The sequence below is a fragment of the Azospirillum sp. TSO22-1 genome, assembly GCF_003116015.1.
Lineage (GTDB): Bacteria > Pseudomonadota > Alphaproteobacteria > Azospirillales > Azospirillaceae > Azospirillum.
Map to the genome: position 1 here is coordinate 1 of NZ_LGQZ01000058.1, position 14,093 is coordinate 14,093.

At 70.4% G+C, this 14,093-nt stretch carries 13 protein-coding genes and 1 pseudogene; 11 read left to right on the forward strand and 3 right to left on the reverse strand.

Annotation, left to right across the window (positions count from 1 at the left end; translation table 11 throughout):
- The 7 genes and pseudogenes from TSO221_RS35445 to TSO221_RS36820 all read left to right on the forward strand — a co-directional run.
- Positions 1 to 290: pseudogene (locus tag TSO221_RS35445) on the forward strand (hypothetical protein); the annotation flags it as partial.
- Between the two features lie 29 nt (positions 291 to 319).
- Positions 320 to 793, forward strand: a complete 474-nt coding sequence (locus tag TSO221_RS15595) for a chemotaxis protein CheW (protein ID WP_109119431.1) — start codon at positions 320 to 322, stop codon at positions 791 to 793.
- 20 nt (positions 794 to 813) lie between these two features.
- Positions 814 to 1,650: a CheR family methyltransferase gene (locus tag TSO221_RS15600; protein WP_247878070.1), complete on the forward strand. Its 837-nt coding sequence runs from the start codon at positions 814 to 816 to the stop codon at positions 1,648 to 1,650.
- A gap of 6 nt (positions 1,651 to 1,656) precedes the next feature.
- The gene (locus TSO221_RS15605; protein WP_109119433.1) at positions 1,657 to 2,733 is read left to right on the forward strand and encodes a chemotaxis response regulator protein-glutamate methylesterase; all 1,077 of its coding nucleotides are present in this window, start codon (positions 1,657 to 1,659) and stop codon (positions 2,731 to 2,733) included.
- A complete protein-coding gene (locus TSO221_RS15610; RefSeq protein ID WP_109119434.1) occupies positions 2,730 to 4,529 on the forward strand; it encodes a hypothetical protein in 1,800 nt (599 codons plus the stop codon). The genes TSO221_RS15605 and TSO221_RS15610 overlap by 4 nt, the downstream gene beginning before the upstream one ends.
- Positions 4,513 to 5,634 (forward strand): HD domain-containing phosphohydrolase, encoded by a 1,122-nt coding sequence (locus TSO221_RS15615; RefSeq protein ID WP_247878071.1) that lies wholly within the window; start codon positions 4,513 to 4,515, stop codon positions 5,632 to 5,634. The genes TSO221_RS15610 and TSO221_RS15615 overlap by 17 nt, the downstream gene beginning before the upstream one ends.
- A 65-nt stretch (positions 5,635 to 5,699) precedes the next feature.
- On the forward strand, positions 5,700 to 7,790 hold the full coding sequence (locus TSO221_RS36820) for an EAL domain-containing protein (protein WP_109119436.1): 2,091 nt from the start codon (positions 5,700 to 5,702) through the stop codon (positions 7,788 to 7,790).
- Between the two features lie 134 nt (positions 7,791 to 7,924).
- On the opposite strand, the gene TSO221_RS15625 is transcribed toward TSO221_RS36820, so the two are convergent.
- Positions 7,925 to 8,587 (reverse strand): HAD family hydrolase, encoded by a 663-nt coding sequence (locus TSO221_RS15625; RefSeq protein WP_109119437.1) that lies wholly within the window; start codon positions 8,585 to 8,587, stop codon positions 7,925 to 7,927.
- Positions 8,588 to 8,597: 10 nt separating this feature from the next.
- Positions 8,598 to 9,317, reverse strand: a complete 720-nt coding sequence (locus TSO221_RS15630; RefSeq protein WP_146208819.1) for an AfsA-related hotdog domain-containing protein — start codon at positions 9,315 to 9,317, stop codon at positions 8,598 to 8,600.
- A 115-nt stretch (positions 9,318 to 9,432) separates the two neighbouring features.
- Here TSO221_RS15630 and TSO221_RS35035 point away from each other — a divergent pair, with 115 nt between their 5' ends.
- Positions 9,433 to 9,630, forward strand: coding sequence for a hypothetical protein (locus TSO221_RS35035; RefSeq protein ID WP_146208820.1), 198 nt, complete (start codon positions 9,433 to 9,435; stop codon positions 9,628 to 9,630).
- A gap of 288 nt (positions 9,631 to 9,918) precedes the next feature.
- On the opposite strand, the gene TSO221_RS15635 is transcribed toward TSO221_RS35035, so the two are convergent.
- Entirely contained in the window at positions 9,919 to 10,644 is a 726-nt protein-coding gene (locus tag TSO221_RS15635) for a transporter substrate-binding domain-containing protein (protein ID WP_109119439.1), read from the reverse strand.
- Positions 10,645 to 10,825: 181 nt separating this feature from the next.
- Here TSO221_RS15635 and TSO221_RS15640 point away from each other — a divergent pair, with 181 nt between their 5' ends.
- The 3 genes from TSO221_RS15640 to TSO221_RS15650 all read left to right on the forward strand — a co-directional run bounded on the left by TSO221_RS15640 (position 10,826) and on the right by TSO221_RS15650 (position 14,088).
- A complete protein-coding gene (locus TSO221_RS15640; RefSeq protein ID WP_158284106.1) occupies positions 10,826 to 12,397 on the forward strand; it encodes an ATP-binding protein in 1,572 nt (523 codons plus the stop codon).
- Entirely contained in the window at positions 12,363 to 12,800 is a 438-nt protein-coding gene (locus tag TSO221_RS15645; protein WP_109119441.1) for a response regulator, read from the forward strand. The genes TSO221_RS15640 and TSO221_RS15645 overlap by 35 nt, the downstream gene beginning before the upstream one ends.
- Before the next feature lie 130 nt (positions 12,801 to 12,930).
- Positions 12,931 to 14,088: an extracellular solute-binding protein gene (locus TSO221_RS15650; protein ID WP_109119442.1), complete on the forward strand. Its 1,158-nt coding sequence runs from the start codon at positions 12,931 to 12,933 to the stop codon at positions 14,086 to 14,088.
- Positions 14,089 to 14,093 lie beyond the last annotated feature (5 nt).

The following is a 14,093-nucleotide window of genomic DNA, read 5'->3' on the forward strand; positions in this document are numbered from 1 at the left end:
AGGAGCTGGCCTCGCAGGCCGAGCAGCTGCAGACCGCCATCGCCTATTTCCGCACCGACGAGCAGGGCGCCGCCACGCCGGCCCCGGCGGCCCGCCCGATCCAGGTCGAGCACGCCCCGGCCTCCGCGCCGCGCGCCCCGGCGAAACCGGTCCGCGCGAACGGCGGCGCCAAACCGGCGCCGGTGCGCGTCGCCAAGGCGCGGCTGGGCAACGGCAAGGCCAACGGCGGCTTCGCGCTGGACCTGAGCGACGGCGGCGACGCCCTGGACGCCCAGTTCCAGCGGCACTGAGCGGCAAGCCCACAGGGAGGAACGCGTCCATGACCGACACCAGCCAGTACGTCACGCTCGGCATCGACGACGAGGTGTTCGCCGTCCCGGTGGAGCGGGTGCAGGAGATCCTGGACGTGCGTCCGGTGGCGCGCCTGCCGCACGCCCCGCCCTACCTGATGGGCATGATCGACGTCCGCGGGCGCGGCGTCCCGGTGATCGACCTGCGCGCCAAGCTCGGCTTCCCGCCGTCCGAAGAGACCTCCAGCAGCCGCATCCTGGTGCTGGAGGTGACGGTCGGCGGGCACGACCTCGTGCTCGGCCTCACCGCCGACCGGGTCTTCGAGGTGACCGGCCTGGACGGCGGCGTGCTGGAGCCGCCGCCGGAGATCGGCGTGCGCTGGCGGTCTGACTTCATCACCGGCGTCGGGCGGCGCGGCGAGTCGTTCGTCATCGTCTTCGACCTGTCGCGGCTGTTCGGCGTCGAAGACGTGCCGCTGCTCGCCCGGCCGGCGGCGGCGTGAGCGCCGGGATGGAGGGCACGATGTTCGATCACCTCAGCGACGGCGACTTCCGGCGCATCGCCGACGTCGTCGGCTCCCACACCGGGATCCGCATGCCGGAGGCCAAGCGCAGCATGGTCGAGGGCCGGCTGCGCCGCCGCGTGCACGCGCTCGGGCTCGGGACCGTAGAGGACTATTGCCGCTACCTGTTCCGCGAGGGCGGCATCGAGGCGGAGTTCACCCACCTCATCGACGTCGTCACCACCAACAAGACCGACTTCTTCCGCGAGCCGGAGCATTTCGACTTCCTGCGCAACGAGGCGGTACCGGCCCTGCTGGGCGACCCGCGGCGCGGCTCCGGCGGGATGCTGAAGGTGTGGAGCGCCGCGGCCTCCTGCGGGGCGGAGGCGTACACCATCGCCATGGTGCTGTCCGAGCTGTCGCCGCGGCTGCGCAACTTCCGCTTCGCCGTGCTGGGCACCGACATCTGCACCGAGGTGCTGGAGCAGGCCGCCGCCGCCGTCTACCCTGAGGAGATGATGGCCCCGGTGCCGGCGGAGCTGCGGCGCCGCTACGTCATGCGCGCCCGCGACCCGAAGCGCGCCGAGGTCCGCATCGTGCCCGAGCTGCGGCACCGCGTGCACTTCCGCCGCCTCAACCTGATCGACGCCAGCTACCCGGTCGACCGCGACGTCGATGTGGTGTTCTGCCGCAACATCCTGATCTATTTCGACCGGCCGACGCAGCGCGCGGTGGTCGAGCGGCTGTGTGGCCACCTGCGGCCCGGCGGCTTCCTGCTGCTCGGCCATTCCGAATCCATGGCGGGGGCCGACCTGCCCCTGACCCAGGTCGCTCCCACCATCTTCCGCCGCCGGTAGGCCGCCATGGCGCATCCCATCCGCGTGCTGATCGTCGATGACTCGGCCTCCGTCCGCCGGACGCTCAGCGAGATCATCGAGGCCGACCCCGACCTCACGGTGATGGCCACCGCCGCCGACCCCTTCGTGGCGGCCGAGCGCATCCGGCAGGAGATCCCCGACGTCGTCATCCTCGACGTCGAGATGCCGCGCATGGACGGCATCACCTTCCTGCGCAAGCTGATGGCGCAGCGCCCGCTCCCGGTCGTCATGTGCTCATCGCTGACCGAGGAGGGCTCGCAGACCCTGCTGCTGGCGCTGGAGGCCGGTGCGGTGGACATTATCACCAAGCCGCGCACCGACACCCGCCAGTTCCTCGTCGAATCCAGCGTGCGCGTCTGCGACGCGGTGAAGGCCGCCGCCTGCGCCAGGCTGCGCCGCGGCGACGCCACCCCGCGCCGCCCGGTGCCGGGCAAGCTGAGCGCCGACGTCATCATGCCGCCGCCGGTGGCGCGGCACGCCATGGCCCGCACCACCGAGACCGTGGTGTGCATCGGCGCCTCCACCGGCGGCACCGAATCCCTGCGCGAGGTGCTGGAGGCGCTGCCAGCGGACAGCCCCGGCATCGTCATCGTCCAGCACATGCCCGAGGCCTTCACCGCCGCCTTCGCCCGCCGCCTCGACGGCCTGTGCCGCATCGAGGTGAAGGAGGCGGCGGACGGCGACCCGGTGCTGCCCGGCCGGGCGCTGATCGCGCCGGGCAACCGGCACATGCTGCTGCAGCGCTCCGGCGCGCGTTACCACGTCGCGGTCAAGGACGGCCCGCTGGTGTCGCGACACCGCCCGTCGGTCGACGTGCTGTTCCGCTCGGCCGCACAGTACGCCGGCGCCAACGCGCTGGGCATCATCATGACCGGCATGGGCGACGACGGGGCGCGCGGCCTGCTGGAGATGAAGACCGCCGGCGCCGCCACCCTCGCCCAGGACGAGGAGACCTGCGTGGTCTTCGGCATGCCCAGGGAGGCGATCGCGCTGGGCGCCGCCGACCGCGTCGTGCCGCTCGACCGAATCCCCACCGAGATCATGCGGGTGCGCGCATCATGACGGCCGGCTTCTCCCCCCTCGCCCTGTCCGCCGACGACGCCGTGCTGTCCTCCGCGACGCCGACGCTTCTCGCCACGCTGCGCGACGCCCAGAGCACGCTGGCCGACGCCTGCCGGCCCATCGAGCGCTCCATGCTCGCGGTGGGCGAGCGGCTGGGTTCCGCCATCGACGGCCTCAACCGCGTCACCGGCGCCTTCGAGCGGCTGCCGGGCGAGCTGGACAGCGCCGAGGTGCGCGCAGCCAGCGAGCGCCTGGACGAGGTCGCCGGTGCGCTCGCCGCCATCGCCGGCACGCTGGGCGAGGAGCGCGCCGCGCTCAACACGCTGGCCGGCATGACGCGGCAGATCGGCGCCCGCGCGCAGCAACTGCACAAGACCGTGTCGGCGGTCGGCGTGCTGGCGATCAACGCCCGCATCGAGGCCGCGCATCTCGCCACCGACCGCGAGGACTTCTCGGTCTTCACCGTGGAGATCGGCCACCTCGCCACCAAGTCCGGCCGGGCGGTGCAGAGCTTCTGCGAGGAGCTGGACCGGCTGGAGGCGCTGCTGCTCGCCGCCAGCGCGCACCAGGCGGAGTTCGAATCCAGCTACGCCCAGCAGCTGCGCGACGCCTCGCAGCAGCTGCGCGCCAGCCTGGAGCGGGTGGCCGAGCATCGCCGCGCCGCCGCGCGGGGGGCCGGCGAGATCGGCGCGCGCACCAAGGCCATCGGCCAGGGCGTGGCGTCGTCGGTGCGCGCGCTGCAGATCGGCGACATCACCCGTCAGCGCCTGGAGCACGTCATCCACGCCGTCTCCACGCTGGCCGACGCCGCCGGCGGCGCGGAGCCGCCCTGGTACGCCCCGCTGAGCCCCGAGCACCGCGCGTTGCTCGCCGCCACCGTCTGCCGCCTGCAATCCACCCAGCTGACCGGCGCCGCCGGCGATTTCGAGCGCGAGGCCGGGGCGCTGACGACGTCGCTGCACACTCTGGGCACCGATGGAGCGGACATCGTGTCGCTCGGCCGCGGGCTGTACGGCACGGCGCACGGCCGGCAGTCGTTCCTCGGCGACCTGACGCGCGACCTCGCCGCCGCCGACGCCCTCATCGACGCGAGCCGCGGGGCGCGCCGGCACGTGGACGAGGTGGCCTCCTCGGCCGAGCGGACGCTGACCGGCCTCGTCGCCCACGTCCAGGCGGTGCGTTCCATCGAGATGGAGATGCGGCTGGTCGGCCTCAACACGGCGATGAAATGCGGCCGCCTCGGCAACGCCGGCCGCACGCTCAGCGTCATCGCGCAGGAGCTGCGCGGCTACGCCAACCGCACGGTCGAGGACGCGCAGGCGGTGATGACCGGCCTGCACGAGGTGGTCGGCATGGCCGGCTCGCTGCGCGACCGCGGGGCGCAGCAGGGCGCCGACCGCATCGCCGGCCTGAAGGACATGGTGGACGGCTCCATCGCCACGCTGGAGGTTGCCGACCAGGGCCTGAGCGCCGCGCTGGCAGGGCTGGAGCGGGAAGGGCAGCGGGTGGTGGCGCTGCTCAACGAGACCGCCGCCGGCATCACCGCGCAACGCGACCTGCGCCGCACCTGCGACGCCGTCGCCGCCCGCCTGGAGTCCGAAGCAGCCGCCCGCGAGGACTCCGGCGCCGACGCCGGGGCCATCCGCGACACGCTGCTGGCGCTGCTGGAGGGGCAGTACACCATGGCCAGCGAGCGCGAGATCCACGACCTGCTGTTCGGCCCGGCCGCCGCCCAGCCCGTCACCGCCGAGGCGCTGGCCGACACCGGAGGCTCGCTCGATGACATCTTCTTCTGACCGGGATTCTTCCGACCGGGCCGGCGCGGCGATGAACGTCGTCCTGGTGGACGACAGCCGAAGCTCCATCGCACACCTCACGGGGCTGGTGCAGTCGGTGCCCGGTTGCGCCCCGCACCCGTTCCTCAGCTCGGCCCGCGCACTGGAATGGTGCCTGCGGCACGAGCCCGACCTGGTGCTGCTCGACCATGAGATGCCGCCCCCGGACGGGCTGGCCTTCCTGGAGGCGTTCCGCGCCGAACACGCCGAGGTGCCGGTCGTCATGGTGACCAACTGTACCGAGCAGGCGCTGCGCCACGCGGCGCTGAACCTGGGCGCCACCGACTTCCTCAACAAGCCGGTGGACGCGTGCGAGTTCGTGGCGCGGGTGCGCAACCTGCTGAAGCTGCGGCGCAGCCATCTGTCGCTGTGCAGCCGCAGCGAATGGCTGGACGCCGAGGTGCGCAGGGCAACCCGCTCGCTGGCGCTGCGCGAGCGCGAGACCATCCTGTTCCTCTCCCGCGCCGCCGAGCGCCGCGACCCGGAGACCGGCGGCCACCTCGTGCGCATGGCCGCCTACACCGGCCTGATCGCCGAGGCGCTCGGCCTGCCCGCCGCGGAGGCCGACCTGATCCACGCCGCGGCGCCCATGCACGACGTCGGCAAGATCGGCATCCCCGACCACATCCTGCTGAAGCCCGGCCCCCTGGATCCGGAGGAGCGGCGGATCATGCAGCAGCACCCGGCCATCGGCCACGAGATCCTGGCCGGCAGCAGCTCCGTCCTGCTCCAGGTCGCCGCCGAGATCGCCTTCTGCCACCACGAGCGCTATGACGGCAGCGGCTACCCGCGGGGCTTAAGCAGCGACGCGATTCCTCTGCCCGGCCGAATCACCGCGCTGGCCGACGTCTTCGACGCGCTGACCAGCGTGCGCCCCTACAAGGCGGCGTGGCCGCTCGACGCGGCGTACGAATACGTGGTCCAGAACCGCGGCGGGCATTTCGACCCCGCCTGCGTGGACGCCCTGCTGGCCCGGCGGGAGGACGTGCCGGCGGTGATGGCGGGCGAGGAGACGCCCCCGGCCGAGTGCTGCGCTCGTCTCCGTTGTGCCGAATTCCGCTTTTGAGATTCCCCCGAGCATCGATCGTGCTACAAATCGTTCGTGCGCGAGGCGATCGGGAGGGGGGCCGCATGGGTGTTGCCTTGAGGGCTCTGCTGGTCGAGGACTCGCCCGACGACGCCGAGCTGGTGGCGACGGAGCTGGAGCTGGGCGGCTTCGACCTGACGCACCGGCGCGTCGACACGCTGGACGACCTGCGCCACGCCCTGGCCGCGGAACCGTGGGACATCGTCATCAGCGACTACCACATCCACACCATCGACGCCTCGCACGCGCTGTCCGTCGTGCTCGAGTCCGGCAAGGACATCCCCTTCATCATCGTCTCCGGCATCATCCAGGCCGAGCAGGCGGTGGCGCTGCTGAAGCGCGGCGCGCACGACTTCCTGAACAAGGACTCGATGGCCCGCCTCGTCCCGGCGGTGGAACGCGAGCTGCGCGAGGCGTCCGACCGCCGCAAGCGCCGCCGCGCCGAGGAGCGCGTGCGCATCCTGTCGCTGGCGGTGGAGCAGAGCCCGGTGTCGGTGGTCATCACCAACCCCGAGGGCCTGATCACCTACGTGAATCCCAAGTTCACCGAGGTCGCCGGCTACACCCTGTCGGAGGCGGTCAGCCGTCCGCTCGACTTCACGCGGCTGGCCGACGACAGCGACAAGAGCTACCGCCGGCTGTGGGAGACGGTGCGGGCCGGCAGCGAGTGGCGGGGCGAGTTCTGCAATCTGCGCCGCGACGGCAGCCTGTTCTGGGAATACGCCACGGTCTCTCCCCTGACGGGCGAGGACGGCGCCATCACCCACTTCGTCGCGGTGAAGGAGGACATCACCGTGCGGCGCAGCTACGAGGAGCGGCTGCTGCGCCAAGCCTACTACGACTCGCTCACCGCCCTGCCCAACCGCATCCTGGCCTTCGACCGCATCGACCAGGCGATCGCCGCCGCGGCGCGCAGCCACACCCAGGCGGCGGTGCTGTACGCCGACCTCGACCGCTTCAAGAACATCAACGACGCCATGGGCCACGCCATCGGCGATGCCCTGCTGACCGAGGCGGCGCAACGCCTGACCGCCTGCGTGCGCGAGTGCGACACGGTGGCCCGCATGGGCGGCGACGAGTTCCTGATCGTGCTGAACGGCATCGAGGACGGCCGCGACGCCCACGTCGTGGCGCAGCGCATCGTCGAAACGTTCGCCCAGCCCTTCCAGCTCGCCGGGCTGAGCCACTACGTGACCGCCAGCATCGGCATCACGCTGTACCCGGCCGACGGCACCGACCGGCAGGTGCTGATCCACAACGCCGACCTCGCCATGTACAAGGCGAAGGAGATGGGCCGCAACGGCATCCACTTCTTCACCCAGGAGATCAACCGCAAGGTCCACGCCCGTCTGGCGCTGGAGGCCGGGCTGCGCGGTGCCGTCGGGCGCGGCGAGCTGGCGCTGCACCACCAGCCGATCATCGACCTGGAGCGCGGCGAGGTGGTCGGGATCGAGGCGCTGCTGCGCTGGCCGCAGCCGGACGGCAGCATCGCCATGCCCGGCGACTTCATCCCGGTCGCCGAGGACTCCGGCGCCATTGTCGAGATCGGCGACTGGGTGCTGGCCACCGCCTGCCGCCACGCGCTGGCACTGGGTGCAGCCTGCGGCCACCCGCTGCGCGTCGCGGTCAACGTCTCGCCGCGCCAGCTGCGCGCGCCCGGCTTCGGCGCCGGCGTGGCCGCGCTGCTGGCGGAGTGCGGCCTGCCGCACGACCAGCTGGAGCTGGAGATCACCGAGAGCGTCCTGCTCGACGACGCGCCGGAGGCCACGGCCAACCTCCGCATGCTCTGCGATCTCGGCGTGCGGCTGTCCATCGACGATTTCGGCACCGGCTACTCGTCGCTGGCCTACCTGCAGAAATACCCGTTCCGCACGCTGAAGATCGACCGCTCCTTCGTCGCCACCGCGCCCGGGGAGGACCGCGCCGGCCGGCTGGTGGAGACCATCCTGGCGCTCGCCCAAAGCCTCGGCCTGGAGGTGATCGCCGAGGGGGTGGAGACGCCGGTGCAACTGGCCTTCCTGCGCGGTGCCGGCTGCCGGCTGGCGCAGGGCTACCTGTTCGACCGGCCGCGCCCGTTCGAGGCGGTGCGGGCGGCGCTCGCCCGCTCCCGCGCGGTCGAACTGGTGGGGGCCTGACCGCCGCTCATACGGCCGGCGCATGAATGCTTCCATGACCGGCCGGCCGTATGCCCCTCTCGCTCAATGCGTTGCATTGAGCTGCCGGGTTTTAACCAAAGGCGTTTGATGGAAGCCATCAAACGCCTTTGGTATCAGTGCGGCGACAGCACCGGCCAGCCGACCGCCGCCGCGTGCGCCGCCAGGCCGCGGCCGCCGGCGACGACGCGCGGGTTGCCCACCGCCTCCAGCATCGGCAGGTCGGAGATGTCGTCGCCGTAGGCGAAGCACGCCGCCGCCGGAACGCCCCGCCCGTCGAGGAAACGCCGCACCGCCGTCGCCTTGCCGGCGCCGATGGTCTGCGGCGGCAGGATGCACCCGGTGTAGCGGCCGTCCTCCACCTCCATGGTCGTCGCCAGCACGTACCGGACGCCGAGGCGCGACGCCACCGGCGCCAGCAGCGCCGGGAACGAGCCGGAGACGAACACCGGCTCCTCCCCCGCCGCCTGGTGCCGGCGCAGCTCGGCGACGATGGGGGCGTGGTACAGGCCGGCCACCGTCGCCTCCAGATGGCGGAACCACGCCTCGCCCACCGCCTCCACCTCGGCCACGGCGCGGCCGGCGAAGTGCGCGTAGTAGCGGCGGTTGAGCACCTCCCACGGCGCGTCCCCGGCGCGCAGGCGGGTCATCTCCGCCTCGAAGGCGGCGCGGCCGACGTCGTCGCCGGTGTGCGCGTACCAGAAGTCCTGGAAGCTGAACATGCTCTTGGCGGCGATCAGCGTGTCGTCGACGTCGAAGAAGGCGTAGGTCTGCGTCATGTCCGGGACCTCAGGCGACGGCGGCGAGCTGGTTGTCGACGGCGCGACGCTCGTGGAAGGCGGCGAGGTGGCGGTCCACCGCCTCGGCGGCCAGCACCGCCTCGCGGCTGGAGATGCGCGCGTCCTCGAACACGGTGAAATCGGCGACGAAGGACGCCGTGGTCATGCCACACTGCTCCACCGAAATATCCGTGACGAAGCGGCGCCGGTTCGCCGACAGCTCCTTGCTGCGGATCGCGTAGTGGATGCGGGCGTCCAGCGGGAAGGCGAAGCGCGCGTAGCGCGCGGTCATCTCGTTGATGACGAAGTAGAACTTCGCGTCGTCGGGCAGGAAGAAGGCTTCCGTCACCGCCAGGAACGACTGGCGCGCCGCCTCCATCAGGATCATGCCCTGGACGTGCTGGCCGGTCTGGTGGTCGCCCATCAGCTCGCAGTTCTCGTCGATCAGCAGGTCGAGTTCGTAGACGTCCTCGCAGGTCCGCCGCGGCTCGGAGATCAGGGTGTTCTCCGGCTTGTGCTTGTGCGACTGGGACCGCGGCGCGCGGCGCGGGTGCTGGTGCCACAAGCCCAGGTCGAACAGCGCGCGGTGCGGCGAGGACGCCGCCAGACGGAGCACCTCGGCGATGTCAGCGTCGCCCAGCCCCTGCCCCGGGAGCAGCACCAGCCGCCGCGCCTCCAGCGGCACCACCGACGGCAGCGTCAGCAGGCCGCGCAGCTGGGACAGGCGCATGACCTCCCTGTTGGCGCAGAAGTGCGCAAACTTGTCACCAACAACCAGAAGTACGTGCTCCTTCATAAAATCCTCCTGTCAGCACCCACGGTCCGTGCGGTGCAGCGCGTCAATCGTGTCTGGATCCGGCCTGGAGCAGCGCAAAGAGGTTGCTGCGCCGCAAAATGCCGCGCGAGGTTTTGCTGGCTTTGTTATCGAATGTCAACAAAAACCGCCGCGAATTTTCGCGTTTTTTATGCCTTTTGGCCAGCAATTTAAAATGATACGCTCAATTGTTATCGCAACCACCAACGATGATGCGCACGTTTATTAAAGGATTTGCACCGTGATCTTCCATTGTCTGGCGACCCCCTCACCACAACCGAAAATGCTTTTGAGGGAAACGATTCCCGGGCAACCGCACCATTCCATTCGCATACTAAGCAAACATCGGCCCGGACCACGGCCATCGACTTCCGCCGGGCGCAGCATCACATGGCGTTGTGTATGCCATGGCGCGCGATCACAGAACGGGCAGCCGCAGCACCCCGCACGCGCGCAACCATACGCGCGGTCCGGTTACCGCGTATTCCCGTTGCACCGTTGAAACGACAGGCGCTGGTTAGGTGAAATAGTTCTCTTCCAGGATCCGCTGCAGGGTGCCGTCGTCGCGCATGTCGCGGATGGCCCTGTTCAGGTCCGGCGTCAGGCTCAGGTGCGGCGACGCCTTGGAGCATTGCAGCACCAGCGGGATGGTGCCCAGCGACAGCACGTCGCCCATCATGTCGCTCATCCCCCGCTGCTTGGCGAGGTACAGGATGGTCGGCACCGCGCCGGCGATGGCGTCGAGGCGGCGGTGCTCCATCTTCGCCAGCCCCTGCCCGTAGTCGACGTCGAAGTCCTTGGCGAGCCCCAAGTCGCCGTCGAAGCGCGGCTCGATGGACAGCCCGCGCAGCACCGAGATGGTCAGGCCCTTCAGGTCCCCGTACGCCTTCAGCGTCACGCCCTTGCGGGCGATGACGCCCATGGGATGGTCGGAGACCAGCTCGCCCCGCTGCACGATGCTGCTGCGGCTGTCGTTCCACACGATGATGGTGCAGTCCTGGGTGCCCGCCTCCAACTCGCGGTCGATGCGGGTGAAGGGTTGCAGCGACATGGTGATGGCGTGGCCGCTGCGCCGGGCGATCTCGCGCACCACCGAGGGGAAGACGCCGACCGGCTGGCCGCTCGCCGGGTCGATGGAAGCCCAGGGCGCCACGTCGAGGGTGATGAAGCGCAGCTCGGCCGCCGTCGCCTGCACCGCCCATCCGGCCAGCACCGCCGCCAGAACGAGACCTCGGATGAGCATGCCGTCCCTCCCCACGCACGAGCCACGCGGCGATTGTTGAGCGTACGGATCACCCGCCGCCCTGACAAGGGGAAGCCGCTCAACCCAAACGTCATAAGTCAGCCGCCGGGACACGCGGAAGGGAATGCTCTATACTCCACTGCAAAGAGAGGGGAGAGGCACGCCCGGCGATGGCGGTAGCATGACCGACACGATCCTGCGCCTGATGGAACCGCACGCCGCACCGGCGCGGCGCGGGATCGGTGTCCGTCTGCTCGCCTTCATCGTGCTGTTCAGCTCGTTCGTCACCCTGGTGCTGACCGCCATCGAGCTGTACATCGACTTCCGCGTCGACGTGAACACCATCGAGGAGCGCCTCAACGAGATCGAGCGCGGCTACCTCGACAGCCTGGGCAGCAGCCTGTGGAACGTCGATCTCCAGCAGATCCGCCTGCAGCTCGACGGCATCCTGCGCCTGCCCGACATGCGAGCGGCCGAGGTGCGCGAGACGGTGCCCGGCATCGCCGCCCCCATCGTGATTTCGGCCGGCGCGCCCAGCCCCTATGCCGCACTGGTGCGCGAGCGTGCCATCAAGGTCAGCGTGCGCGGCGGCGAGCGCACCATCGGCGTGTTCCGCGTCGAGGCCAGCCTGGAGGGCGTCTACCAGCGCCTGATCAACAAGACGGCGATCATCCTGGTCTCGCAGGGGGTGAAGACCTTCATCGTGTCGCTGTTCATCCTGTTCATCGTGCACCGGCTGGTGACGCGCGTGCTGGTGGACATCGCCGCCCGACTCGATGCCTACGAGCATCAAGGGCGCCCCGGTCCACTGCGAATCCCCGTCCCGCCGGGCCACCACGCCGACGAGCTGGGCCGGGTGGTCAAGGCGCTGAACGCGTCCTTCGACGGGTTGCACAGCGCCAACCGCCAGCTCGTGGAGATGAACGCCGAGCTGGAGCGCGACATCGCCGCCCGCCTGCGCGCCGAGCAGGAGGTGGTGCGCCTCAACGCCGGTCTGGAGCAACGCGTACGCCAGCGCACCGCCGAACTGGAGGCGGCGAACGGCGAGTTGGATTCCTTCGTCTATTCGGTGTCGCACGACCTGCGCGCGCCGGTGCGCCGCATCGAAGGCTTCACCCGCCTGCTGGACGAGGACCCCAACAGCGCGCTGTCCGAGAAAAGCCGCCACTACCTCACCCGCATCCGCGCCGGGGCCGGCGAGATGGGCGAGATGATCGAGAGCTTCCTGAAGCTGTCGCGCTCGACCCGCGCCGACCTCGCCATCGCCACCGTCGACCTCTCGGCGTTGGCCGCCCAGACCTTCGCCAACCTGCGCGAGCGCGAGCCCGAGCGCGCGGTGACCGCCGAGATCCAGCCGGGCCTCACCGTGCAGGGCGACCCGCGGCTGCTCGACATCGTGGTCGGCAACCTGATCGGCAACGCCTGGAAGTACAGCCGCAACGTGCCCGACGCCGTCATCGCCTTCGGCGCGCAGGAGAGCTTCGGCCGGACCGTCTACGCCGTCCGGGACAACGGCGCGGGATTCGCGGCCGAGCTGGCCGACCGCCTGTTCGTCCCCTTCGTCCGCCTGCACCGGCCCGAGGAATTCGAGGGTTCCGGCATCGGGCTGGCCACCGTGCGGCGCATCCTGGCGCGGCACGGCGGCCGGATCTGGGCCGAGTCCGACACTGGCCGGGGCGCCACCTTCTTCTTCACCCTCTGGGAGCCGAGAGGCACCGATGAGACGCCACACGATCCTGCTGGTCGAGGATAACGCGGACGACGCCGAGCTGACGCAGACCGCGCTCGCCCGCACGCGGGTGGACGCGACGCTCGACATCGTCACCGGCGGGGAGGACGCGCTGGACTACCTGTTCGGCGAGACCTCCGATGGCTCGATGCGCCCGCTGCCGGCGCTGGTGCTGCTCGACCTCAACCTGCGCGGCATGAGCGGGCTGGACGTGCTGAACCGGATCCGCGCCCGGACGGCGACGCGGCGGCTTCCCGTGGTGATCCTGACCACCTCGGACAACGCCAGCGACATCGCCGCCGGCTACGACCTGGGCGTCAACAGCTACATCCGCAAGCCGGCCGACCTCGACACCTTCACCGAGGTGATGCACCGGCTCGGCCTCTATTGGCTGCACACCAACACGCCACCGCCGGCCAACGGGTAGGGACGGCCCCATCCGTATTGCCGCTCCGCGACGAAGCTATGAAGTTTAGGCTACGTCCACGCTGGGAAATTGCCGGCCCCGCCTTGCCTCCGCATAATCCTGCAAACACACCAGGGAGAGGAGGGACACCATGAGCACGCCTGACCGCACCCCCATCCAGCACATCGCCAAAGCCTTCACCCGCCGCCTGCTGCTGAAGGGCGCGGCCGCTGCCGGCAGCGTCGCCGCAGTCGGCCCGTGGATGCTGCGCGAGGGCCACGCCGCAAGCGGCAGCGTGCGCGTCTTCTCCTGGGCCGGCTACATCAGCCCGGACATGCTGGCCGACTTCACCGCCAAGACCGGCGTGAAGGCGACGCTGACCGAGTACGGCACCAACGACGAGTTGCTGAACCAGCTGAAGGCCACCGGCGGCGCCGGCTTCGACGTCATCCACCCGACGGTCGACCGCGTGCCCAACTACGTCGAGGCGGAGCTGGTGCAGCCGCTGGACGAGTCGAAGGTGAAGTGGGACGGCTGCATCGCCTCGGCCGTCGGCGGCTCGGCCGGGATGGGCGGCGTGGTCGGCGGCAAGCGCTACTTCGCGCCGGCCGACTGGGGCACCGAGGCGCTGGCCTACGACCAGACCAAGGCGCCGCTCAAGTACGGCGAGGCCGGCTACGGCGACCTGTGGAAGCCGGAGTATGCCGGCAAGGTCACTGTGCGCGGCCACTCCGGCCTGATCGGCATCGCGCTGTGGCTGGAGAGCCAGGGCAAGCTGCCCCACCCCGTGCGCGATCAGTTCAAGGACGAGGCCAAGGCGCGCGCCAACTTCGACGCCATCCTCAAGGTCGCGGCGGCCAGCAAGAGGTCGGTCGGCCAGTTCTGGACCAACGAGAACGAGGCGCAGGGCGCCTTCCGCACCAACGGTTGCGTCATCGGCCAGACCTGGGATTCCACCGCGGTGGCGCTCCGCAAGGAGAACCTGCCGGTCCGCTTCGTCGCGCCCAAGGAAGGGGCGCTGGCCTGGATGGAAGGCTTCGCCATCCCGAAGAAGGCGGAGAACGTGGAGAACGCCTATGCCTGGATCAACTGGTTCTATACGCCGCAGGCGGGCGCCCTCTACACCAACCACTCCGGCATCAGTTCCACGTCGAAGGGCGCCGAGGCGCACCTGTCCGACCTCAACAAGCAGTTCTTCGCCGACGCCTATCCGGGCGACGCGCTGACCAAGCTGTGGTGGTGGCCGATCCAGGAGGCGTGGTACGTCTCCATCCGCAACGAGTACCAGGACCGGTTCCTGGCGGCCTGACGGCA